This is a genomic window from Micromonospora sp. HM134 (assembly GCF_007833915.1).
GTDB lineage: Bacteria > Actinomycetota > Actinomycetes > Mycobacteriales > Micromonosporaceae > Micromonospora > Micromonospora wenchangensis.
This window is the reverse complement of sequence record NZ_CP041061.1, coordinates 5067401-5090887: the sequence shown is the minus strand read 5'-3', so window position 1 is coordinate 5090887 and position 23487 is coordinate 5067401. Positions and strand designations below refer to the sequence as shown.

At 68.6% G+C, this 23487-nt stretch carries 20 protein-coding genes and 2 pseudogenes; 13 read left to right on the top strand and 9 right to left on the bottom strand.

Features of this window, described 5'->3' with window-relative positions; genetic code table 11:
* Positions 1-79: 79 nt before the first annotated feature.
* The 8 genes from FJK98_RS21820 (at position 80) to FJK98_RS33330 (ending at position 6132) form a co-directional block, all read left to right on the top strand.
* A complete protein-coding gene (locus tag FJK98_RS21820) occupies positions 80-781 on the top strand; it encodes a GGDEF domain-containing protein (protein WP_145920679.1) in 702 nt (233 codons plus the stop codon).
* Positions 778-2067 (top strand): hypothetical protein, encoded by a 1290-nt coding sequence (locus tag FJK98_RS21815; RefSeq protein WP_145920678.1) that lies wholly within the window; start codon positions 778-780, stop codon positions 2065-2067. The genes FJK98_RS21820 and FJK98_RS21815 overlap by 4 nt, the downstream gene beginning before the upstream one ends.
* A 263-nt stretch (positions 2068-2330) precedes the next feature.
* On the top strand, positions 2331-3308 hold the full coding sequence (locus tag FJK98_RS21810) for a DUF4192 domain-containing protein (RefSeq protein ID WP_145920677.1): 978 nt from the start codon (positions 2331-2333) through the stop codon (positions 3306-3308).
* Positions 3309-3350: 42 nt separating this feature from the next.
* A complete protein-coding gene (locus FJK98_RS21805; RefSeq protein WP_145920676.1) occupies positions 3351-3803 on the top strand; it encodes a hypothetical protein in 453 nt (150 codons plus the stop codon).
* Between the two features lie 414 nt (positions 3804-4217).
* A complete protein-coding gene (locus FJK98_RS21800; RefSeq protein WP_145920675.1) occupies positions 4218-4946 on the top strand; it encodes a hypothetical protein in 729 nt (242 codons plus the stop codon).
* On the top strand, positions 4943-5446 hold the full coding sequence (locus FJK98_RS21795) for a hypothetical protein (RefSeq protein WP_168222538.1): 504 nt from the start codon (positions 4943-4945) through the stop codon (positions 5444-5446). The genes FJK98_RS21800 and FJK98_RS21795 overlap by 4 nt, the downstream gene beginning before the upstream one ends.
* 215 nt (positions 5447-5661) lie before the next feature.
* The gene (locus FJK98_RS21790) at positions 5662-5892 is read left to right on the top strand and encodes a hypothetical protein (RefSeq protein ID WP_145920673.1); all 231 of its coding nucleotides are present in this window, start codon (positions 5662-5664) and stop codon (positions 5890-5892) included.
* A gap of 66 nt (positions 5893-5958) precedes the next feature.
* The gene (locus tag FJK98_RS33330) at positions 5959-6132 is read left to right on the top strand and encodes a hypothetical protein (RefSeq protein ID WP_168222537.1); all 174 of its coding nucleotides are present in this window, start codon (positions 5959-5961) and stop codon (positions 6130-6132) included.
* Positions 6133-6345: 213 nt separating this feature from the next.
* Here the strand turns inward: FJK98_RS33330 and FJK98_RS21785 are convergent, their stop codons facing one another.
* The 4 genes from FJK98_RS21785 to FJK98_RS33690 all read right to left on the bottom strand — a co-directional run bounded on the left by FJK98_RS21785 (position 6346) and on the right by FJK98_RS33690 (position 11472).
* The gene (locus FJK98_RS21785; RefSeq protein ID WP_145920672.1) at positions 6346-7065 is read right to left on the bottom strand and encodes a PaeR7I family type II restriction endonuclease; all 720 of its coding nucleotides are present in this window, start codon (positions 7063-7065) and stop codon (positions 6346-6348) included.
* A gap of 3 nt (positions 7066-7068) precedes the next feature.
* Complete coding sequence (locus FJK98_RS21780) at positions 7069-8745, bottom strand: class I SAM-dependent DNA methyltransferase (protein WP_145920671.1); 1677 nt, start codon at positions 8743-8745, stop codon at positions 7069-7071.
* 208 nt (positions 8746-8953) lie between these two features.
* Entirely contained in the window at positions 8954-9697 is a 744-nt protein-coding gene (locus FJK98_RS21775; RefSeq protein WP_145920670.1) for a hypothetical protein, read from the bottom strand.
* A gap of 1247 nt (positions 9698-10944) precedes the next feature.
* Positions 10945-11472: an excalibur calcium-binding domain-containing protein gene (locus FJK98_RS33690; RefSeq protein WP_240762240.1), complete on the bottom strand. Its 528-nt coding sequence runs from the start codon at positions 11470-11472 to the stop codon at positions 10945-10947.
* A 349-nt stretch (positions 11473-11821) separates the two neighbouring features.
* Between FJK98_RS33690 and FJK98_RS21765 the strand changes: the two genes are divergently transcribed.
* Entirely contained in the window at positions 11822-12379 is a 558-nt protein-coding gene (locus FJK98_RS21765; protein ID WP_145920669.1) for a hypothetical protein, read from the top strand.
* A gap of 55 nt (positions 12380-12434) precedes the next feature.
* On the opposite strand, the gene FJK98_RS21760 is transcribed toward FJK98_RS21765, so the two are convergent.
* The 3 genes and pseudogenes from FJK98_RS21760 to FJK98_RS34850 form a co-directional block, all read right to left on the bottom strand.
* Positions 12435-12845: an Imm1 family immunity protein gene (locus tag FJK98_RS21760; protein ID WP_145920668.1), complete on the bottom strand. Its 411-nt coding sequence runs from the start codon at positions 12843-12845 to the stop codon at positions 12435-12437.
* Positions 12842-13249, bottom strand: coding sequence for a DddA-like double-stranded DNA deaminase toxin (locus FJK98_RS21755; protein ID WP_145920667.1), 408 nt, complete (start codon positions 13247-13249; stop codon positions 12842-12844). Before FJK98_RS21755 ends, FJK98_RS21760 begins: the two co-directional genes overlap by 4 nt.
* 122 nt (positions 13250-13371) lie before the next feature.
* A pseudogene (locus FJK98_RS34850) lies at positions 13372-13677 on the bottom strand (DUF6244 family protein); the annotation flags it as partial.
* Between the two features lie 185 nt (positions 13678-13862).
* Here FJK98_RS34850 and FJK98_RS21745 point away from each other — a divergent pair.
* Both FJK98_RS21745 and FJK98_RS21740 read left to right on the top strand, forming a co-directional pair.
* The gene (locus FJK98_RS21745) at positions 13863-16733 is read left to right on the top strand and encodes a restriction endonuclease (RefSeq protein WP_168222536.1); all 2871 of its coding nucleotides are present in this window, start codon (positions 13863-13865) and stop codon (positions 16731-16733) included.
* A 529-nt stretch (positions 16734-17262) separates the two neighbouring features.
* Positions 17263-18405: pseudogene (locus FJK98_RS21740) on the top strand (WD40 repeat domain-containing protein); the annotation flags it as partial.
* Here FJK98_RS21740 and FJK98_RS21735 read toward each other — a convergent pair.
* Positions 18400-18687, bottom strand: a complete 288-nt coding sequence (locus tag FJK98_RS21735) for an NIPSNAP family containing protein (RefSeq protein ID WP_240762236.1) — start codon at positions 18685-18687, stop codon at positions 18400-18402. The pseudogene FJK98_RS21740 and the gene FJK98_RS21735 overlap by 6 nt on opposite strands.
* Before the next feature lie 362 nt (positions 18688-19049).
* Between FJK98_RS21735 and FJK98_RS21730 the strand changes: the two genes are divergently transcribed.
* Positions 19050-19241: a hypothetical protein gene (locus FJK98_RS21730; protein ID WP_240763049.1), complete on the top strand. Its 192-nt coding sequence runs from the start codon at positions 19050-19052 to the stop codon at positions 19239-19241.
* 575 nt (positions 19242-19816) lie between these two features.
* Entirely contained in the window at positions 19817-20299 is a 483-nt protein-coding gene (locus FJK98_RS21725) for an NUDIX domain-containing protein (RefSeq protein ID WP_370516916.1), read from the top strand.
* A 72-nt stretch (positions 20300-20371) separates the two neighbouring features.
* Here FJK98_RS21725 and FJK98_RS34710 read toward each other — a convergent pair whose 3' ends face one another.
* On the bottom strand, positions 20372-23353 hold the full coding sequence (locus FJK98_RS34710) for a tetratricopeptide repeat protein (protein WP_305070080.1): 2982 nt from the start codon (positions 23351-23353) through the stop codon (positions 20372-20374).
* Positions 23354-23487 lie beyond the last annotated feature (134 nt).

The following is a 23487-nucleotide window of genomic DNA, read 5'->3' as shown; positions in this document are numbered from 1 at the left end:
GCCGTCGTCGTTCAGGACCCGGGACACTCCACCTGCCCACGGAGTACGTCCCGGGTCCTTCCCATGATGGGAGGAACCCGTGTCCACCACACTCCTCGTGATCGCGATCCCCGTGGCCGTCACCCTCGGGACCGCTGCCGGCTACCTGGCGACCCGGCGGACCGTCGAGCGGCTACGCGCCGAACTGGCCGACGCGGCCTGGCAGCTGACCCACGACCCGCTCACCGGTCTGCTCAACCGCATCGGCCTGCGCACCGCCCACACCGCCGTCGCAGCCGGCCCACCGCGACCGCTCATCGTCATCCTCCTCGACCTCGACCGGTTCAAGGAGGTCAACGACGCCCACGGCCACGACGCCGGCGACGACCTGCTCATGGAAATCGCCGACCGGCTCGGACACCTCGCCGACGCCGCCGACGGCACCGCCGCCCGCCTGTCCGGCGACGAGTTCGCCGCCATCCTGCCCCTGCGCCACCACCGCCTCGACGACCTCGCCGACCAGATCACCACGGCGATCGCCGCACCGGTCACGATCCAGGCCGACAACGGCCCGGTCACGGTGACCGTCACCGCCAGCGTCGGCATGACGATCACGGCCAGCACCGACCGGCTGGAGGACGGGCCGCTGCACCGGGCGGACACCGCCATGTACCAGGCCAAACACCACGGCGGCGACCGGCACCTGCTCTACACGCCCGGCATGGTCATGCCCGAGCAGGGACACCGTCGGGGACCACGCCCCCGTGACCTGCGCCGCGACCGGTCCGGGAGCGTCGAATGAACCTCACCTCCCGCACCGCCTGCGCGACCTGCCACCTGGTGCTGACCGAGTCCACGCACGAGGGCCGCACCGTGTACCGGCATCCTGTCGCCGAGGGCCGGCACGCCGTCGTCCCCGTCGACGCCCGCCAGCTGCCGGACGTGTTCGACCGCTGCCACACCTGCACCGGCGCCCCACCGGTGTGGAACTACCACACCGGTCTCATCCAGATCGCCGCTGCGGGCGCGGTCGAGACCTACAACGACCAGTGGCACGTCTGCTACCGGTGCGCCCACCACATCGAATCCGACGACGTCGACGCTCTCACCGCGCACTGCGCCGCCCGCATGCAGTGGCCACCCCACAGCGACGAGTACCTCATCCTGCGCACCCTGCACCGGTGCATCCTGCTCGGCAGGGAACACCGGACGCTGCTGACCGCCACCGACTGGCCGCCGGCCCGGATCACCGCCGACATGCTCCCGAAGATCCGCGACCGGCTCACCCGGCTCCTGCGCGGCCCCGACCACCTCCCCGCACCCCTGCACGAGCCCGGCCACCGCCGCACCCTCGCCGACCAACTCGACCTCGCCCCCCTCTACTGGATCAACCAGGACTTCACCGACCACATCGCCGACGTCACCACCACACAGCCACCGGCGACGGTCACCGACGACCTCGTCGCCTCACCCGCCGGCCTCATCGCCTGGCCCACCCCCATCGGCGTCACCGGTCACCTCGCTGCCGCGTCCTGGACACCCCACCGCGACGGCTGGCAACTCACCGGCTACCGCAGCATCGGCACCGCCCTCGACGACGACCTGATGCCCGCACTACGCCACGAGATCGGCTGGCTGGCCCCCGTCCACACCGAACACCTCACCCGCCGCGCCACCCTCGACGGACACCACCCCCTCGGCCCGCTCATCACCACCTGGCTGCTGATCCACCAACAACTGACCGACACCGTCGCGGCGAAGCTCCCCAAGGGCACCACCAGGGCGTACCAACGCCAACGGCGACCGGCCCCCGACGTGCGGATCGTGCGGATCGCACCGCACCCCACCACCGCACCGGAGCCACCCACCCCCGCCGGCCTGCGTATCCGGGCCAAGCCCGACCACCGGTTCTGGGTCTCCGGCCACGAACGTCAACAGGCGTACGGCCCCGGCCGAAGCCTGCGCCGCCCGGTCGACATCCAACCCTTCCTCAAGGGCGACAAGGACCTCCCGATCAAGCTCAGCACCACCGTCCGTGTCCTCGACGACCGCACCCCCGGCACCGAAGCGTCCACCGACCAGGGCTGACAGCACCGGACGCGGCACCAGAGGGCCCACCCCGGGGGATAGCACCCCTGTCGGCTGCCCACACCACGGGCCCCTCGCCACGGCGGCCCACCCCCGGTGAGCCGCTGCCGGCCTCGCCTCATCCCGCGCCGTACGGCGGTGTCACCGCACCTGGTGACACCGCCGAACGCGTCCCGGCCCGACCTGCACCACCGCAGCGCCAGGGGCAACCCCGCTCTCCCCGGCTGCGGCTTCTCCCACCAACACAGACAAGGACAAGCACCATGTCGTTCCCCGACAAGAAACTCACCGTCCGTTCCTCCAGCGATCTGGCCACCGCAGTGCCGTACCTGCTCGGCTTCCGCCCCGACGACGGCAGCGCCGTCGTCATCGCCATGCGGGAACACCGCATCGTCTTCGCCGCCCGAGGGGACCTTCCCGCCGCCGACGCCGCAGCACAGGAGTTCCTCGACCACGCCGCCCACCTGGCAGCGGTCATCAACCGGCAGCACCACATCACCGACACCGTGATCATCGGCTACGGACCCGTCGACCGCATCGACCCGGCCCTGCGCCTCTACGACCAGGCGTTCACCGCCAGCGGGATCACCGTCCGCCACCTGCTGTGCGTCACCGGCACCCGGATCACCAGCCACACCTGCGGCGACCCCACCTGCTGCCCACCCGAGGGAACCCTCTTCGACCCCACCACCAGCCTCGTCGCCGTGCAGGCAACCGCCGCCGGGCAGGTCGCCCTCCCGAACCGGGCAGCCCTGGCCGCCCGCATCACCCCCGTCACCGGCACCGCCCGCGACGCCATGCACCTCGCCACCGTCGAAGCGGCCCCCCGCCTCATCACCCTGCTCGCCGCCGGGAACACCGCCCTCGAACGGGCCGGCACGGACACCATCCGCTACGCCCTACGCCGACACGACGACGGCAAACGACTCTCCGACACCGACATGGCGTGGCTCACCCTGCTCCTGACGCAAACCCCGGTACGGGACGCCGCCGTGGACCTCACCGAACCGGAGGAGCACCACATCACCTTCTGGGTCGACGCCACCCGCCGCGCCGACGAACCCCTCGTCCCGGCACCCGCCACCGTCCTGGCCCTCACCGCCTGGCGCAACGGCAACGGCGCCCTGGCCCTCATCGCCGTCGAACGCGCCCTCCAGATCAACCCCAACTACGAACTCGCCGACCTGCTCCTGCAGACCCTCCAGGCCGGACTGCCCCCCTCCACGTTCGACCAGGCATAACCCAACCCCTCCCGGCACAACCCACACGACAGGAGAACACCCGTGGACCCCACCCGCAGCATGCTGCTCGCCCTCGCCAAACGGGCCGAAGAGACCCGCCTGGACTGGCAGGCCGGCCGCGCCGCAGTGCGTGCCCGCGGCGAAACGCCCCACCGCAACGAGGCGTTCGCCCACCACATCCAAGCCAACCTGTGCCTGCTCACCGCGATCACCGCCGCCGACCTCCCGGCCACCTTCCGCATCCACGACACCACCCTGTCCACCGACCCCATCACCGCAGCGCAGCAGCTGCGCGACCTCGCCCCGCCCTACGACCGGCACGGACCCATCGAAGCCACCCACGAAGCAGCCCGACAGGCCTACCGGGAGGCGTTCGCCGAACCGATCACCGCGCAGGAACAGCAGTACATCGACCTCCTCGCCGCCCTCACCCCAGCCCGCCGCGACAAGGTCATCGCCGCCGCCGAAGAACGCGCCTCCCACCCGAGGCCATAGCAGCCACCTGACACGGCTCGCGGCCGCCACGTCACCCCATCCGCCTCAGCAATGTGGTCATCGCGCCCCTCGTCGGTCACCCCCGGCTTGGGGCGCGATGCTGAGCCGGCAGACCCATGCAGGTTTCATCCAGGCCGATTCCGAGGGCTCCGGGGGTCGGCTGGCTGCCGCGTAGGCAGATCACCTCGAGGCATCCCTCGGCCTGGACCGCCGGTGTCCGGCGTTCTGCGCCCTGGACCAACTGCCGAGACCCTGCAGGCGCAGCGTGAGGGCACCGCCGACAAGATGTTCGTTGCCCCGCACGGTGTCCCGGTCGCGCGGGGCAGCACGGGCCCGAGTCCGGCGGCCGGGTCGCCGCTGCCCTGTGCCAACCCGTCCGGCGGGATCGTCGGTGTGGTGCGCGAGGATGGGCGCGTGTTCGACGGGATCGACGACATCGACTGGGTACGGCTCGGTCACGCCTACGGCTCGGCCGGCGACGTGCCCGGCCTGCTCCGCGCCCTGCGCTCGCCCGACGAGGACGAGCGCCACACTGCCTTCGGTGCGCTCTACGCCAGCATCTTCCACCAGGGCACCCGCTACGAGGCGTCGGCCTACGCCGTGCCGTTCCTGCTGGAGCTGCTCGCCGACCCGGCCACCCCCGACCGGGAACTGGTGCTGTACCTGGTGACGGTGCTTGCGGTGGGCCACGACGCGAGGTGGCTACCGCAGGGCGTCCCGGTGGTCGAGCTGCGTCGGGCGGCCGACGGCGGGCGGGAACTACTCGCCGCCAAACCGCCCCCGTGGCACGGCGACGACGAGACCCGCAAGGAGTACGTCGAGTACACGTACGTGGAGTCGCTCGACGAGGCGGACCAACAGCGGCTGTGGGCGTACATCGAGCTGGCCGTCTACGACGCGGTGCGGGCCGGCGTGCCGCTTTTCCGTGACCTGCTCACCGACGCCGACCCGGGGTTGCGCGCCGGTGCGGCGTACGCGCTGGCCTGGTTTCCGCAGGACGCGGCCGGCAGCGTCCCCGCGCTCGTCGCGGCAGCCGAGGCCGCAATGGAGGTGCACGAGGGGAGGCGGCGACCGCCCTGGTGGCGGCCGGGTTGCTCGGGGCCGCGCCCGACGCCGCGCTGCTGTCCGATCCGCGGCCGGTGATCCGCTGGGCCGCCGCGATCGGCCGGGCCCGGGTGCTCGGCGTCGACGCCGACGAGGCGACGGTCGACGAACTGCTCGCCTGGACCGCCGCCGCCGAGCCGGACAACCGGCCGGCCACCGGCGGGGCCGAGGTGCCTTTCCTCGACGGCGACCTCAACGGGTACGCGGGGATGTCCCTGCGCCTGCTCGGCCCCCGGCACACCGATCAGGCACTCGACGCGCTGCTCGACCGGCTGTCCGTCGCCGCCGGTGAACAGGCGTTGCCGGTGGCGGCCGAGGCGCTGCGCCTGGCCTTCCCCAGCGGACGGCTGCCCGCCGGGGTGCCCCGGGCTGCGTTGGCATCCCGGCAACGGCGGCTCGTCGAGGTCCTGGCCCATTCGCCCGGGGCGTGGCTGATCGACGGCGTGTCATTCGGCAACTTCGCGTCGCTCGTCGGCGACTACGGCCTGCCGCGCAGCCAGGAGGCGATGCTTGCCTACCTCGACGCTCCTGTGGCCTGACCTCGACGGTCCGCCGGCATCCACCCCGGCTGCACCGTCAGCAGCAGGTCGTTGGCGGCGGCGTCCTGCGGATGACGGTGCTGCCGTCTATCCGAGCGAGGCGAGGATGAGTTGCCTGGTGGCGTGGACCATGGGGGAGTAGCAGACAACGGGGGTCTGTGATCTCCGTACTTCTGGCGGGGTAGCGCCGACGCGGATGCGCCAGAGTCGACGCTATGCAAGAGGTTCTCACGCTGTTTGTTGGTCCGTTCGTCGGCGGGGTACTCACGCTGGCCGGTATCCGGTGGAATCAGCGAGCCAGCCGACGGCAGCAAGGCAGGGCCGACCGGGCCGCCACGGACGAGAAGATCGAGACGGTGGCGGCCGAGCTGATCGCCGCTGTGATCGATCTCCGATTGGCGATGGCGACGCATCACCCGCAGTGGAACTCGTGGCAGCGCGGTTGACCGCGCTCGGGGGTGCCCTCCTCGAGTATCACGCCGGCCGGCACAGCTCGGGTCTCGCACGGCGCGGTGATGGCCTTCGAGTGGTGGAAGCGTTCCATCACCACCGCTGCGGCAGACCTCGGCGTCGTGGGGATGGTGGCGATGTCCGCGTACGCGGCGGACAACCTGTACCGGCAGCAGCCGCAGCCGACGGCCGGCAGGCCGCCGATACCGCGCTCGAAGGGGCAGTCGGCGCGCTGACCCAGGCGGTGCGGCACCGTCGCGACCAGGCGGCTATTCCAAGGCGAAGATGGTGGTCGCATCGCCGACTCGGCTGAAAGTCAGACCTTTACTCGGTGTAGCCGCCCGGCTCGCCTGCCTTCCCTGTCGCCGTTCTGGTTGGTAGCTTCCCGCTCGAACAACGGGTGTCGTCGGCAGCCCTGACCGGCACGGTGAGAGCCAACTCGCCGGTCTTTAAGCGTTACGCAGAGCCTGCTTGGCGAACCTGACGCGAGCCTCGATCTGCGTCCATAAGGTTTCTGCAGTGGCCGTCGGGATCGGTTCGTCGTATCCGACGGTCTGGTCGGCATTGACCCAGGTGACGACCATCCAGCCGGCGTCGTAGACCTTCTGCGAGATGAACCGCTCGATGGCGGTGGCGTACTGGGTCGCATAGGTCATGTGCTGGAACGCGGGGTCGATCGCCGGCACGCGTAGCTGCCTTGGTGGAACGGGCTTGATCGGCACGCCGGTCTCGCAGTCGCGGTTGAACGTGATGCACCAGGCGGACCAGACCCCGAGCGTACCGAAGGCCTTGGTCATCTCTTGGACGGTCTTGGCGTCGACGGCGCTGCCGATGGCCTCCTCGATGCGGTTGTTCGCGTTGTTGCCCGGGCTCGACGCCTGCGACTTCAGCTCGACGACGCCCACTAGGTGGCCTTTGTGCATCGCCACGACGTCCCAATTTTTCGACCGGCGGAAGTAGCCGGGGACGACGCTGTCGATAGTCACCTCGTGCTCGGGGAGCCCTGCGTCGATGAACATCTGTTGGACGAACGCTGCGATGCTCTGCATGTGCCTGGCGTTCCGGGCCTGGGCCCCGGTGTTCGACTTTCCGTCGGCGGCGAGCTTGGCGACGGCGGCGTTCTTCGCCTTCCACCAATTCTCTAGCAGCGGCTGCACATCACGGGCCATGGGTCAGAGTCCTTCGGTGAGCTCGTAGCTGGAGAGGTCGATGTCGTAGGCCCTGGCCGCGGCCTCCGTGGCCGCAAGGACGTCCCGCCTGCGGAACGCGTCACGGAGCGCGTCGGCGATATCACCGGGGATCGCGTCGGGTGCCGGCACGCGGATCTGCTTGAGGTACTGCGCCTGGAACCGGAGGGTTCCCCCGCGCATCCGCACGCAGTAGGCCTCGATGAACGCCTGCGCGACCCGGGAGAGCAGCAACCCTCCGAGCACCTCCATATCCCAGGCGTCGGAGACGACGTAGTAGAGGTTGTGGTGCGGGTAATAGCCACCTTTTTCCAGGACGGGATGGATGCTGGTCTTCATGTCCTGGATCAGCAGCTTCGGCCTGCCCGTGACCGCAGGGTTCACCTTGTCGATGGTCCGGTACCAGGAGCCCGGTGCCTTCTTGGCGACGAAACGGTCCTTCAGGCCCGGGTGCTTTCTGAGGTACGCGGCCATCCGAGGGTAGTCGGCGAGATCGACCAGCCGGCCGTCGGTGTCCCACGGGTTCACCAGGTAGTTGCCCTGCCACACGAACGAGCCGGTCCTCAGGTCCTGCCGCATCGAGAGCGGGAGCATCCGATCCCGCTCGACGGCATCGCGATCCTTGGTGACGTACGCCTTGTCCGCGCCGGTCGCGATCCCGATAGACACCCTGGTGCCGGTATCCGGGTCATGGAGCGGGCCGAACCGGTCGTTGAGTAGCTCGATCAGGGCGAGTCTGGCCGGGGATCCGGTCGGCCACAAGGAACCGCTGTCGAACCAGTGCGGCAGTCGGTGCGCCTTGACACCGACGTCGAGAAAGTCATGAAACCAACTGTCCGAGGCGGCCTTCGCGAGCGCGAACGCCTGCGCCGCTCCGAAGTCCGCGGTGGTGTCCGCGACGACCGCAGGGCCCTGCGGCCTGTTCGCGAGGACGGTGATCGCCGGGTAGGCGGACACCTGGGCCTCGAACGCATCGGCGTCGTGCATCGTCCAGATGTGCTCGACCGAGTAGCGCGCCGCGACGAGCTCACGCAACGCAGCACCGTACTGGTTGCGCATCCACCTGTCGGCGCAGATGAAGCCGAGGCGGCCCTCTGGCTTGAGCATGGCGAGGCAGCGTTCGATGAAGCCGACGTAGATGTCCCCACGGCCGCGCATCGTGGACCAGGTCCGGCGGTACGCGGCGGCGGTCACGTCGTCGAGGTCGTCGTAGCGGATGTAGGGCGGGTTGCCGATCGCGACATCAGCCTTGCGGTCCCCTACATCGTCGAGCAGGAAGTCAGCGCGCCGGACCCAGGTCGCGGCCAGCGACGTCGCGGTCGGCTGTGCTGCGCCTGCGGCAACGAGGAGATCCCGGCATAGAGCCCGCGACGCACGAACGTGCTCGGGCTGGAGGTCATAGGCACGGATCGCATCAGCCAGCGTCGCCAGGTCTCGCCCGTGGGAGCTCGCGGAGGCGATCAGACGCTCGACGGCGGGCCCGAGAAATGCCCCCGAACCACAGGACGGTTCGATGAGGTAGAGGACGCCGAGGTCGCGATCAACCGTGTAGCCCGTCAGGTCGAGCAGCACATCGACGACCCATCGCCTGGTGAACACCTCGCCGTGACTCACTGGAAAGACCGCGTCGCGCTCCAGAAACACCTGCTCGACTGCGCTCACCATCACCCTCTGTTTGCCCGATTCATCACTTTGGCTCGTAACGAGCGATGATCACAGGTTACCCAGAGGGGCTGACATCGACGCGGAGGCCATACGTGTCGTCCCCCGAGCTCGCCAAGCTCGACATGGTGACGGAGCGAAGTGAGGGAATGACCAGATCGTCCGGGTGGGACGTGACAACCAGCGAAACCCGGCACGTGATCGGTAGTCAGGGCACACCGGTGAGGTGGGTCGCCTGGGCATCGCACGACCGCACGATCGTATTCGCCACCGGCGACGGCAGTATCCACATCTGGGGACCTGGGCATTCACCGGGGCCGAGGAAGTGCGCGCCGGCGATCCGCGCCCAGCGGGCGTCGAGGCACAGCCCGTGCAGGTGTCGTCGTAACGCGTCGTCGCCGATCTGGTCCAGGGTCGGTTCCCAGCGGGTGTCGACCACACTCACCTCGGACGTGACGTACCCGTGCCGCACGAGGCTGGCACCGATGTCGCACAGGCCGTCCGGAGCGCTCATCGTCCACGTCGCCGCGCGCATCGCGTCCAGCAGCGAGCCGTCCGTCCGTGGCCGCAGGAGCAGATGGGGATACTGCCGGTAGCCGTCGGGGCTGAGCTCGTCGAGACTCAGCGAGCCGGCCTTCAGCGCCTGGCCGATGTCCCTGCCCCACACCACGGCCCGGTCGTCGTCGGTCGTGGCGGTGATCAGCGGCTGGAGCGCGGCGGGCCGCACCTGCGTGGCGACGAACGCCGACCTGGCCAGGTCCGGCACCCAGCGGTCGGGATGGAGCCGGTCACCGCCGAGGTCGCCTGACCTGCCGTTGACGTCGGCCACGAGTTCTCCGGGATCGAGGTCCTCGATCGCCTCGCCAGCGGTCTCGTCGTCGTAGTGGAACACCGCGTACGTGCCCGCCGCGTCGAACTCCGCCAATGGCCGATATAACACGTGGCCAAGCACTTCGTCCAGTGCGACCGCCGTCTCTGTAGGACAGATGGTCCGACTGCCCGGGACCACTGACCGGCGATATGCCAGCCCGCATCCGATCCGGCCTGGGCGGTCAGCCCTCCGTGCGGCCCGGGCGAAACCAGTAGGCCAAGACGCACGCAATGTGCAATGTGCAATGTGCATCCAGAGCGTGGCATCGGCATTCATGCGGGAGGCATGAACCGCGCGCCGGTAATAGCGCATGACCCCTGACCACCGAGCCGGGCGGCGTTGTCCCGCCGTTCGGCTCGGCACCGTCTTGTCCGCGCGACAGATCAGGAGCGGCTTCTGTGGGTTCCAGCAACGTCCTCACCGCGTACGCCCTGTACGCCGGCAAGGTACCTGCCACCTCGATGCAACTACTCGCCTACATGGCCGCCGTATCCAGAGACGACGACGCCCGCCCCTGGTTCGGTCGGGGCCACCACGCCCTCGCCGAGTTCGCCCTCGGCCGGGGCAGGAGCGGACCGCTCACCCGCGCCGACATCAAAGCCGTCGAACGGGCCATCGGCCCCCTGGCCGCCGCAGGAGCGATCAGCACCGACCGGAAGGCGTCCCTGCGGCGCGACGGCACCCACACCGCCCGGTACCGCCTGCACCTCGACACCCCTCACGTCCCCCGGGAAACGGGGGACGACACCGGGGAGCCCGATCGGCCACGCCCCCCGGAAACCGGGCACGACGTCCCCCGAAATGCGTCCTCACGTCCCCCGGAAACCGTCCCCACGTCCCCCGGAAAACGGGTGACAGAGGAACCAGGAGGAACCACGAGGAGCGAGACAACCCAGGAAGAAGCCACCGTCGTCCGTACGGACCCTGCTGTTGCGCGCACACGCGACGGCGGCCCCGATTCCACCCTCGACACCCCGAGCGGACCGACCCCTCTGCGGGCGATCGGGCGCGAAGCCACCCGACCGGTGCCGGACGATGTCGGCAGCGGCCACCCGGCAGCCGTGCCTCGGCTGCCCCACAATCCGCTGCGCCGCCCCGACCGGGTCGCCCAGGCCATCGCGGAGGCCAGCGCCCGCCGACAGGCCGCCGTCGCCGCCCACCGGGCTGCCCGAGAGGCAACCGGCGACTGACACCGGCCCCGGCATACAGCGGACCCGAGCCCGGGATGCATCGCCGTGACAAGCCCACGCCCCCCATCCCCTGACGCGGCGGCCGGCCGGTCCGGGTCAGGTGACGGTGGTTCCCTCCCAGCCGGCACACCGACGGCGCTACTCGCAGGCGATCCCATCGCCGTCGCGGTCCAGTTTCCGTGAGTACCCGGGGTCACCGCGTCGGATCGGGGCCGCGCCCGCCGCGCGTACCGCCGTGCAGTTGGCGTAGTACACGTCGCCGTTGGTGTCGTCGTAGCCGCCCAGGTCGCCGTTGCCGCCGCCCGGCTCGCATGCCTCCCCGTCGCCGTCGCGGTCCAACCCGGGCCGGTAGCCGGGCTCCCCCTCGAACAACGGGGCGTCACCGGCTGCCCTGACCGCGTCACAGTTCTTGTAGTACAGGGCAGGTTTCGGCTTGCTGGTCTTCTTCCGGGTGGGGCTCGGAGTGGGGGTTGGCGTGTCGTCGGGGGCGAGTGCATCGCCGAGTTTCCGCGCCTCTACCGTTGCGGACGCCGTCGGTGCCGATGCGGGCTTCGTGTCATTGTTGTCGCCGAATGCGCCGGCAAGGCCGCTGCCGCAGCAGCACACGCCGAATAGTCCGGCGAGAGTGATGCCGATGGTTTGTTTGGCGGTGAGTGCTTTCGTCACCGGCCGAGTGTGCTGGCGGTGAGCCAGGCCGCGGGATGGTCCTTTCAGGCGGGCGTCTGTCGAGTAGGCGACTGCGGGTTCGGCGGCGGCAGCGGGATTTGCCGCACCACCTACGGGCCCCTACCCGAAAGCTTGGCGATCTTTGCGCTTGCGGCATCGAGCCGCAGAAAACTGGCGGGATGGCGTGGCTTTTCGGTTTCGCCTTCGGGTGCGGGTTGGTGCATGCCGGGCCCGACCAGTGGAGCCGCATCCCTCAGCTGGCCACACTCTCTGTCACCAAGCCGACGTCGCTCCCATCGGGCCGACCCGACCGGCCAGCATCAACCGTGTATCCGACCAAGGAGTCATCGTGACCATGCCGCAGTACCCCGGCAGCCCGCAGGACACCAGCCCGCAGCAGCAGTGGGTCAGCCCCGACGGGCAGCAGCACGACTACCCGGACGCCGGGACCACCGCGTGGGCACCCACGTCGGCGGGGAAGACGGGGAATCCGATCCTCCTTGCCGCGACCGTCGCCCTGGCCGTGTTCGTCGTCCTCGGCTTCGGCGGTTACGCCGTGTACGACCAGTTCATCCGCGAGGACTCAGGGGTGGCCGCGTGCAAGGCGATGGCCGCCGGGAAGAAGATGGACGGCAGCCCCAAGACTACCGGCGGTGACACCGCCGTCGACAAGAAGATGACCGAGGCCGAGTACCGGAAGGCACGGGCGATCTTCGAGGATTCGCGGTACGAGAAGCTACGCGAGCACGGAACGGCGATCGTGGACGTGGTGTGGCAGATGCAGGGGCTGGACGACGACAGCGGGATGGCGGGACTGGCATTCATGGGTCCGCTGGGAACGCACCTGTCGGGGTTGCAGTCGGCCTGCGCCGACCAGGGAGTCATCGTCGACTTGAACGTGAAGTGACGGTGTGCGGAAACGGCAGCTGCCGCTTCACGACCATCTCCCAACCTCAGCAGCCCTACTTCTCATGCGATGCCGTGTGGTCTGCCCATCGGACGAGCGATGGGCGTTGACCGGTGGCGATGTATTCAATGACGGCCCGGTGGGCGGTTTCCACCGACAGCACTGCCAACTCGGCGGGGATGGTGACCAGAGGGGAGTCAGATGACTCCAGAACCACGATCGGTTCGGCCGGTGGCTGTTCCACCGCGTGACCGCCGTCGGGCAGCCAGCGCAGCGCTGCCCTTTCGTTGTCGTAGTCGATGTCGAGGCGCAGGACGTCGTCAGCCCCGCTCGGCGCGAACCAGAATGCGTGCGCCCGGGTGCCGTGTGGTCCGATCATCAGCGTTTGCTTGTCGAGGAACACCCGGGCGGCCTCCGCGTCAGGTAGCTCCTGCTCACAGATGTCGAACACCACGCGGTATGTCATGACCTGACCCTCTCACCTGTTCCTGTGTAGGTTTTGGTCCACCAGGTTCGTCCGCCGTCCTGTGTCGCCCAGACAGTCAGGCGGGCACCGGCGGGCAGGACCGGGGGGAGGAGTTTGTCGCAGGTCAGCGGCCAGTCCCGGTCGAAATCCCGAAGTCCGCATGTGGTGTTGTTCAGCACCAGCTCACCCTCGTCGAGTTCGTCGCGGCGCATCCGCGCCGCGACGTGGCTCTCGACGTGGCTGACCAGGACGCGTGGCCACCCGCCGCCCCGATACGGGTGCAGGTCCGCGACAGAGGCGTCATCGTCCCGGCTGACAATGGTTTCGCCGTTGAATACCCCAGTGGTCGGGTCCGTCCGCTTGTTGCGGACCGGCAGGCTTCGACCGGTTTCTTCGACGTGCACGGGTGGCTGGGGTGACGGCGATCCCTGCCCGGGTACGTCGCCACCCGTGGTCGTTTTCCCACGTCACCGGCTGCCTGCGCCTCGCCCAACGCGCCCTCGACGAGTTGCTTCGCAGCATGGCCACGCTGCCCTACCTGTTCGAGGACCTGCTTGATCGCCGCCAGTTGGGACAGCATTGGACCCTGCTGCCCGCCCTGCAGCAATGCGGCGGTGAGATGCTGAAGCTCGCCGAGCGTGGCGATGGCGGCCGCGACTGCGGCGGTGGCCGCGTCCAGTGTGGCCACGGCGCAACCCAACACGGCAATTGTCTGCTGCGGTGACTCCTGGCCCGCGGCGGCACCAACCGCGCTTCGCGCCTGCGCGATGTGGCCGCCGACCGACGCCACGCGGGCCCGGATCTCCTGAGTCCCGATCTGAACCGCGCGCATACGCTGAGCGATCACGGTGAAGCCGGCGGCGGCTGAACGGGCGGCCACCTCAAGGGGCACCAGGACTGTTTCAGCTATGACTCGAGCGACATGCGGGCGTGAGCCGGACCCCTGCTCAACCTGTCCGGTCGGATCTTTGTCCGGGTGGTTGTTGACCAGTGAACGTGATGCGACAGCATGTAACGGTGCTTGAGGACCCGACTAAATGGCGCGAGCTTGTTGCCGAGTACGACGCACTCCGCCAACTGAGCTCCGGGCAGACGCAGCAGGCGCGCGGCCAGCGGTTCAACGGGATGATCGCCGAGCTCCTCTCCGCCTTTGGTCTGCGGGCAAAGTCGGATCAACGGAGTCTCGGCGAGTTGGATGTTGTCTTCACCTACGGCGGCCGGCGCTTCATCCTGGAGGCCAAGTGGGAGCGGGGAAGAACAGGCACGGGCCCGATCGCGAAGCTCCAGCGGCGGGTCGAGCAGCGTATGGCGGGCGTGACCGGCATCTTTCTGGCGATGAAGGGCTTCACCGCTGAGGCAATAGCCGAGATCGACAGGGGCCGACGCCTCGACGTGCTGTTGCTTGACCAGTCCCACTGGGAGGCGATGCTCAGCGGGTTCGTGTCACCGCAGGAGCTCTTCGACCTGGCCACCGACGCAGCATCGTTCCAGGCCCGCGCCTATACACCGATCGCTGAACTGCTCAAGCACCCGACGGCGACGCCCAGGGTGGCGACCGAACCTGCGGGGCGACCGATCGACGACCGGGTCACCACCATCGGTCCCATCCCGCAGGACGACCTTCGTTACGTCGGTCTCGGAGTCCAGGGGAGTCGCACGCCGCTGCTCACGCTCGGGCAGGGCATCCTCGCCGTGGATCTGGCAGGCAAGCGCGCCAACTGGGCCGTGCCCATCTCGGGCTGCAGTAACGGCTCACTGTCCGCTGCCGATGGCAGCGTCTTCATGGCCAGAGGAAACGGCATCGGGCGTTGGAAGGCCGGACAGCTGACCACGGTGTCCAGCGGGTCAGCGAAGCCACACGACAGTCATCTCCTGATGAGACCTGACGGATCGATCTGGTGCCTCGATCGAGGATCACCCGAGGCTGCGCCGGCTCACCTGATCAAAGTCGGGCCGCAGTTAGGCGACGAGAAGAGGTACCGACTGCCCACCTCGGCGACAGCGGCAACTTGGCTGACCAGCACGAGGCTGGTGGTGGCGAATGGCGGAGATCTCCTCGTACTCTCGTCCCGGTTCACCGTGGAGCGGCGCCTGTCCGGGCCGGCCGGGAACATACGTGCGTTGACTGCCGTCAACGAACACACGGTCGTCATGCTCACGGACGACCTGACAGTGGTACTCGCCGACACGGACGATCCAGAGCCGCAATTTCTGGGGCGGATCAATCGGATCGGACTACCCGGCGTGGTCGTTCGTCGCACCGAAGACTCCATCCTTGTTCTCGGCCATCATCTCGCCAAGGAAGGCCATCTCGGCGTCGCCGAGGTCGACATCCGCGGCCGCCGCCCAGCCCACGAGCATCCCTCGCAGAGGGGCACAGCGCGGCAGGCGGAGCCAGGCGGACGCAGAGCTCAAGTCCCTCCCGTTGTGGTCACTCCGCCCGCGGTGCCCAGAGCGGCAGTGGTGGCAAGAGCGACCGTCGTGCCGACGACGCAGCTGCCCGCCGAGCCTCCCCCGGCGACGATTACCCGTGTCCGCGCAGACGGAGGGCTATCGACCGAAGAGCGGCTCGATGACCAGCGCCGCGGCTACGCCGACGGCCTGACCGCAGCTAAGGAACTTCCCCTGTACGCGCTGGAAGGTCTCTTGGCGTGCAACTTCGAGGTCGCAAGTTGGTTGAGACCGTGGCGCGACCAATGGGACCGCATTGTTTCCGGACGCACCGGTGCCGGGGAGGTCCTCGCCGACTGGCTACCACCACTCGCTCTCCACCTCGGGGTGTATGCCGCGCCGCCCGGGGTGGCGCATGGGCAGATCGCACCCTCCGCCTTCTACGTCATTGGATTCGCAGACGGCGCCAAGGCTGCCTGGCTGGATGCCGTACGCAGTCGAATCGTGCCCGCAGACGCGGTGACGCTCAGGCAGTGGATCCAGGCCCCGCCGCCACGACCAGGTCTGCCTACCGGCCTGCAGACCATCGCCGGCCTCAGCGCGGCTGCGAAGAGGTCTCGCAGACTGACGATCTGGAAATGGACTGGGCGCGGTGTCCTGTGGCTGATGACGAGCTTGTTCTGCCTCGGTGAGGTCCTCGCGATCGGTATCACCGTCACCGGGGGATGGGAGCCGAACACCGTCAGCAACGCGGTGATCGGCAACGCGTGTTTCGGTGTCCCCTTCCTCGGACTCCTCTGGTTCGCCGTCTGGGACCTTCGACGTGTCGCCAACGGCGGGCGACCGCACGTTCATCACCATGCGCAACCGCCGTCCCCTCCAGTGGAACAGCCCGCACCCAGTACCGACGCGATGAAGCCGCAGGTGGAGCTGACAGCCGGACCGGTCCCCGAACGAACCGACTGGGTGGTGTCGCGCCCCGACCGGGCCAACCCGCCGGCCGAATATGCCACCTTCGCCACGCACAGTGGCCTCTATTGGACCGTCGTTGCCCTCAACTCACTCCTGATCATCATCCTGGCTATCGTGATCGCCGCTATGGGTATCCCTGCCCTCGTCAAAGTCCTCCTAGGCTTGACCGACGCCTTTCTCATCTTCGTGACCATCGCGTTCGGTAAGTTGGCGAGCAATCCCACCCGGCTGGAGATAGGCAAAGCCGGAATCCAGATCTACAGCCGCAGTGGAACCTCCTGGTTTCCCTGGCAAGCTCTCGACCGAGTCGAGATCACGCGGCTGGAGGCTGGCCGTTACCACCTCGTCGTATGGTGTTCGAACCCCGAACTGTTCCCGGAGTCCGACAACCTCGGATGGGGACCCCGCTTCCTGCCCAAACTGAACGCCGTCGGCATCTGCCCGCTCAACATCCTTCATACCCATCGGCATCTCGTCGCTCGCGCGTTGCGGATGTACGGAGGCAACCGCTATGGCCGGCTGTGATGCCGCGACGGGCGGCGTGCCCGACGAGGTGCTGCGCGACCGAAACGGAAAAGTCTCTCCGCCCGCAACCGCCGGTATGGTCCCCGCCGGGCCATGACCGTGTTGTGGACGGGCGGCAACTTCGAAGAGGTTCAGGCGCTGCGGCCCGAGGTCCGCCTCAACGGGGTCGGGAAGTTGGAAGCGGAAAGGCCGACGCATCGGGGTGTTCGTGACGGTCGGCTGGAACAATGTCGTTCACCGAAACCTGCAGTCGCCTCCGGACAGGCCTCCGTCTGAACGGCCCATCCACCGGCCTGCCCGCCGCGAGCAGACTCGGCCGGGTGACGAAGCCACTCACCACCAAACAATCCATCGGCGTTGCCGTCGCCGGACTTCTCGGCCTGTGCTGCTGCGGCAGCGGGATCGTCGGCGCATTCAGCGACGACTCGAAGCCAGCCTCAGCCCCGACCGCGACCGCCTCGGTGGAGGCGCGGAAGCTGGGCGGGGTGCTCGCCAGTGTCAGTCCTACCGCCGACCGGCCCAGCCCGACGACGGCCGCACGATCGTGTTCGCCACCGGCGACGGCAACATCCACGTCTGGGACGTCCGACGGTTGCGTGAGGTGGCTGCACTTCGCGGACACGCGCAGGTGGCCTGGTCCGTTGCCCTGTCGTCCGACGGACGGCGGGTGGCCAGCGGCTCGGGTGACGGCACCGCCCGGATATGGACGATCCAGCCACGCGGGGCCGAACAGCAGGTGCTTACCGGCCACGAGGGGCCGGTCACTACCCTGGCGCTCGACCGCGCGGCGCGGGTCGTCACCGGGGGCGCCGACGGCACCGTGCGGGTCTGGCAGCCGGACGGCACCGCCGTGGTGTTGAGCTGGTCGGAGCCGGTGGTGGCACTGGCCTGCTCACCGACAGCTGACACACTGGCCGTGGCCCTGCGCGACGGTGCGGTTCACCTGATCGGCACCAACGACGACGTACGCCTCGACGGCGAGGCCGAGTCGCTGGCCTGGTCCCCGGACGGATCACGGTTGGCGGCCGGCTGCAAGGACAACTCCGTGCGGGTGTGGGACATCCACACCCGCAGTTCCGCAGGCCTGCTGCGCGGCCACGCCGACTGGGTAAGTGCCTTGGCATGGTTACCGAGCGGTCGCTATCTCGCGTCCGGCTCCGACGACCGGACCGTGCGTGTCTGGGACATCGAATATCCCGGCGACAGCACCGTCCATTCCGGGCACCAAAACTACGTCGACGGACTCAGCTGGGCACCGGACGAGCACCGACTCGCCACCTGCTCCGCCGACTGGACCATCCGCGTCTGGGACCTTACCGGCACCGACCGTCCCCTCGTGCTCAGTGGCCATGAGAAGCGGGTCCGCGCGGTGGCCTGGGCACCGGACGGCCAACGGCTGGCCTCCGGCTCCGACGACCGTACCGTCCAGGTCTGGGACGTCGACGACAACCAGGGCGAGGTGATCGGTGTCCACCGCGACGGCGTGACCAGCCTGGCATGGCTGCCCGACGGGCGACATGTCGTCACCGGCTCGGCCGACGGCACCGCCCGTGTATGGGCCGACTCCGTCGACCCGGACGAGCTGACCACCCGAGCCCGTACCCGAGTGTTCCGCGCGCTTACCGACGACGAGCGGCGAACCCACCTGCTTCCGGGCAGCGGGGACTCATAGCGTCTGCTCGACCTCCCGGGTTTCCTCATCCACCAGGTAGTCGCCCGGGTCCAACCCCATCGCCTTACGGCGATCCGAAGCCCAGTAAGAGGCATTGGCCTCCTCGAACGACTCGGGCCCGTCATGGGAGATCACCCAGATGTGCTGACCGCGCGCGGCGTCCTTCCAGGAACCGTGGATACCGAAACCGAGATCGAGCCGCAGCGGCACAACCAGGCGCTGCCACTTGTCCACCCACTCGTCCAGCAGCCCCGCCCGGACAGTGTAGATACGGATCTGCACCGTTCTCGCCACAACACCACCCCACATAGCCGTGCGAACCCTCCGTCGCCGACCATAACCAAACCATCGATCCGCTGGGGGTGAGGGTCGATCCGGTGGCGGCGTCGAGGTGGCGGAACCTCGGCAGTCCGGCGAGGAGGTCGGTGACGCCGTGCTCGTGACGGCAAGTCCTCGACGGCCTCGGTCGACGTGGCACTGCCACTCGCGGGCACCAGTAGCTTCCGCGTCCGTACCTACCCTCGATGAAATTCAAGGAGGCATCCTGATTGTGTCCGCTTTGAGTTGGCTACGAAGCGGCACGCGATCACGCTGTCGTCGTTCGGTCTGGGCACCACCAGTCCGACCCGCCTGTCGGCTGCGTCATCCTCGATCGCCACGGTGTCGTTGTCGGCGCGGGGTATCACCGACGCAAGGGAGAACCTCATGCCGAGGTCAATGCCCTACGCGCAGCAGGAAAGGACGTCCCGCGCCGGACCTACACCAACCCCCGTACACAGTCAGACCGAAATCAGAGATCGATCTCGTCATCGTTCTCGGGTGCCGGAACCCAGTAAGGTTCCCATTCTACCGGCACAACGAGGAGCGCTGCCGGACGCGACCTTGCCCACCTCAGAACCTCGTCCCGGGTGCCTTCGAATTCCTCGACACCCGCCGATTGGCCGTCAGGCATTTCGTCTACCCATTTCGCGGCCCACACAACCCGCCGATTTAGGTCACGACCCTTATGAATATAGACAGTGCCGAACCCTGGGCGAGGGGCAGACATGACCTGTTGAGGCGCAATCTTGCTGTCGCGCATCTCCTCAGGTAGGTAGAAGGCGTTCGTTCGGCGGCGGGAGTCCTCCATGAGTGGAAGCTACCCGACTCGTGCGGGCTCGGGCCGGGAAGCGGATCGAGCGCCGCGTGATCGCCGAGCGCAGCGTCGATAGGTAGCGGTCCGGCTTGCCGGTGCGGGGGAGAGTCGTACGCTGCTGCGAACGAGCTGATCAGCCGTTCGACGCCGGCTTCGAGGATCACGGTTGTGACGAGGGAGTGGGCGGTTTCCTGCGATGGCAGTGGACGACTCGTCAGCCGTCCAAGACCGTCGAAGGTGACGTGCAGGGGCCGCTGGCGCGGGTAGCCTGCGGAGGTGAGCACACCATCCGGCGACTACACGGCGACGCTTCCCCGTAAGCGCATGGGCGCGGCAGTTTTGTTCACCGACGCCGGTGGGCGGGCGTTGCTGGTCGAGCCCGTCTACAAGGACTACTGGGAGATCGTCGGCGGGTGCGTTGACGCGGACGAGTCCCCTCGGCAGGCGGCGGTCCGTGAGGTCAAGGAGGAGCTGGGCAAGTCGGTCGTTCCTGGTCGGCTGCTGGTGACCGACTGGGTGCCGCCTCGGCCGGGTCGCACCGAGGGCATGATGTTCGTCTATGACGGTGGCATTCTCGATGAGGTGGGCACGGCCGACATCCACCTGCCGCCGGACGAGCTGTGCAGCTGGGCCTGGTGCGCCGAAGGGCAGATCCGGGAGCGGATGTCGGAGCTGCTGGCACGCCGGGTCGTCGCTGCGCTGTGCGCCAAGGCCGAGGGCACGATGTTCGACCTGGAGAACGGCTTCCGCGCGCACTGAGGTGTGTCGGCGGGAGCGCGCCATCTCTGTGTTCAGGCCGCTGTGTCGTAGCGGGTGTCATCGCGTCCTGGTCTACGGCCCGCTGGTTGCCTGGTCGAGCTGTTTGCGCAGGTCTGTCGCCTCCTCGCTGCGGCCGAGTCCATCGAGGACATCGCCGAGCGTCTGGTATGCCGAGAACAGGCGTCCACCGAACATCTGTGGTAGCTGCTGGGCGAGGGGCTGGTAGAGGGCAATGGCCTCAGTGATGGAATCCAGGGCCTGAGGCAGGTTGGTCTGCACGCTCACACTGATCCAGGCGTATGCCCACAACGATGCAGCGAGGTCGGGTAGGTGGGCGTCGGGGTTGGTTTGGACCAGCCGGCGGCGGATGTGGACGGATTCTTCGGTGGTGGTGAGGGCTTCCCGTCGGCCCAGTCCTGCCAGGCGGATGCCGAGGTTGTTCAGCGACTCGGCGAGGTCGGGTAGGTGGGCGTCGGGGTTGGTTTGGGCCAGCCGGCGGCGGATGTGGACGGCCACTTCTGCGGGGGTGAGGGCTTGTTCCCGTCGGCCGAGCTTGCCGAGGTTGTTCAACGACGCGGCGAGGTTGGGTAGATAGGCGTCGGGGTTGGTTTGGGCCAGGCGGCGGTAGATGGTGGTGGCTTCTTCTGCGGGGGTGAGGGCTTGTTTCCGTCGGCCGAGCTCTGCCAGGCGGATGCCGAGGTTGTTCAGCGACGCGGCGAGGTTGGGTAGGTGGGCGTCGGGGTTGGCCTGGACCAGCCGGCGGCGGATGTGGACGGATTCTTCGGTGGGGGTGAGGGCTTGTTCCCATCGGCCCAGCTCTGACAGGGAAGTGCCGAGGTTGTTCAACGACGCGGCGAGGTCGGGTAGATAGGCGTCGGGGTTGGTTTGGGCCAGGCGGCGGTAGATGGTGGTGGCTTCTTCTGCGGGGGTGAGGGCTTGTTCGCGTCGGCCGAGCTCTGCCAGGCGGATGCCGAGGTTGTTCAACGACGCGGCGAGGTCGGGTAGATAGGCATCGGGGTTGGTTTGGGCCAGCCGGCGGCGGATGTGGACGGATTCTTCGGTGGGGGTGAGGGCCTGTTCCCGTCGGCCCAGCTCCGACATACGGTTGCCGAGGTTGTTCAGCGACTCGGCGAGGCTCGGTAGGTGTGCGTCGGGGTTGGTTTGGGCCAGGCGGCGGTAGATGGTGGCGGCTTCTTCGGTGGAGGTGAGGGCTCGCTCGCGTCGGCCCAGCTCCGACAGGCAGTTGCCGAGGTTGTTCAGTGACATGGCGAGGTTGGGTAGGTGTGCGTCGGGGTTGGTTTGGGCCAGGCGGCGGTAGATGGTGGCGGCTTCTTCGGTGGAGGTGAGGGCTTGTTTCCGCCGACCCAGCTTCGACAGGAACAAGCCGAGGTTGTTCAGTGACATGGCGAGGTTGGGTAGGTGGGCGTCGGGGTTGGTTTGGGCCAGGCGGCGGTAGATGGTGGCGGCTTCTTCGGTGGGGGTGAGGGCCTGTTCCCATCGGCCCAGCTCTGACAGAAAAGCGCCGAGGTTGTTCAACGACGCGGCGAGGCCGGGTAGGTGGGCGTCGGGGTTGGTTTGGGCCAGGCGGCGGTAGATGGTGCCGGCTTCCTCTGCGGGGATGAGGGCTTGTTGTCGTTGTCCGGCGTTGGCGAGGCGCCAGGCGTGGGTGGCGTGCAGGCGGGCTCGCTGGGCGGGGTCGGTGGTGTGGGTGAGGCGGTGGTGGGTGAGGGTGTCGGTGATGGCGGCGGCGGCGATGTCGAGGTCGATGTGCCGGTCGGTGGGAAGGAGGGGTTCGAGGGTTTCCAGGATCGTCAGGTCGATGCCGGGGATGCGGGTCAGCCGGGTCAGGGTTGCGCCGCCTGCGGTGATCGCCAGGTGTGGATGCGCCTGGATCAGTGGGTAGAGCACGGTGGTGGCCAGGTGTGGCCAACGGTGCGCGGTCTCGACCAGCACGGTGATCGCGGACGCGGTCCACGCCGGTGCTGTGGTGCTGGTGGTGAGCAGGGCGGTGATCACCTCGGAAGTCCAGTCCCGAGCCAAACGCGTGCCACTGTCATGGCCGGGGGTGGACAGGGCGATGAGGTCTTCGCCGAGTCGGTCGGGGTGCAACGGCTCACACACGGTCTGGGCGTCCGACGGCGGGTAGCAGGTGCTGTGGTCGTCGATGAGCCGGTCCGTAGCTGGTTTCGTGTCGGCGATCCCGGCGTTGGTCAGGGCGTGGCGGGCGTCGCTGCGGGGCCGGGCACCGGTCAACGTCGCCGCGACGACCAGCCGGTGCATCACCTCGGGCGGGGTCTGCACGGGCGCTTCGGCTCGGGTGTGCAGGTGATGCCAGTAGGCCTGTTCCCGCCCCAGCAGATATGACGACACCGCATCCGGGCCACCGGGTAGGGCATCACCGCGCCCGGCCGCGTCGACCACGGCCAGTGCTGCCATGTGTACGGCCAGAACCTGCCCGAACCTGTCCGCGCTCAGGTCCGGCATCGGCCAGCCTTGAGTGGGAGCGGCGACGTGCAGGACGGCCCCGAAGCGGCTCGCGGCGGCGGCGAACAGACCCGGCCGGTCATCGACGCTGTCGGCGGCCAGCGCCGGCAACGCCATCTGGTCCACCTCGATGCGCAGGGCGCTGTCGGCCCGGTCGGCCAGGGCCGGCCACCAGTAGCCGTCGGAGCGGGCCAGCATCAGCACCCGTACCCGGGTTCCCGCCCGTGCGTGCAGATTCCGCAACTGGGTGAGCAGAGCCAGCAACGCAGACGCCGGCCACCGGTCGGCGTAGTCCACGACTGCCAGCACCGCACCACCGGGCAGCTCGACCTGCGACACCGGCGTGGACCCGGTGACCGGGGTCGGCGTGTGGGTCACCTGCCACACTGCCCACCCCTGCGCGGCACAGGAGGCACTGACCTGCCCGGCGAGGCGGGTCTTGCCCTGACCACCGGCACCGTGCACCAGCAGCGCCGCCACCGGCGCATCTCCACCGATCCAGTCGGCAAGCCGGTCCAGGGTGCGCTCACGGCCGGTGAACGGCACGATCTGGTGCCGGGCCAGCAACAACCGACTCGGTTGCGCCCGCGCCCGCGCCGCACTCAACGACACCGGGGCGTCGTCAGCCGGGGCGACCTGGTACGGCGGCCGGTCCAGACTGATGGTCACGTCCCCGCCGACACCGACGATCTGCACGGTGTCGC

What these genes read in the sequence shown, in the direction of transcription:
- FJK98_RS21790 (WP_145920673.1), top strand. Translation starts at nt 5,662, where the DNA reads ATGCAAGAGGTTCTCACGCTGTTTGTTGGTCCGTTCGTCGGCGGGGTA.
- FJK98_RS21815 (WP_145920678.1), top strand. Translation starts at nt 778, where the DNA reads ATGAACCTCACCTCCCGCACCGCCTGCGCGACCTGCCACCTGGTGCTG.
- FJK98_RS21810 (WP_145920677.1), top strand. Translation starts at nt 2,331, where the DNA reads ATGTCGTTCCCCGACAAGAAACTCACCGTCCGTTCCTCCAGCGATCTG.
- FJK98_RS21785 (WP_145920672.1), bottom strand. Translation starts at nt 7,065, where the DNA reads ATGGCCCGTGATGTGCAGCCGCTGCTAGAGAATTGGTGGAAGGCGAAG.
- FJK98_RS21760 (WP_145920668.1), bottom strand. Translation starts at nt 12,845, where the DNA reads ATGACATACCGCGTGGTGTTCGACATCTGTGAGCAGGAGCTACCTGAC.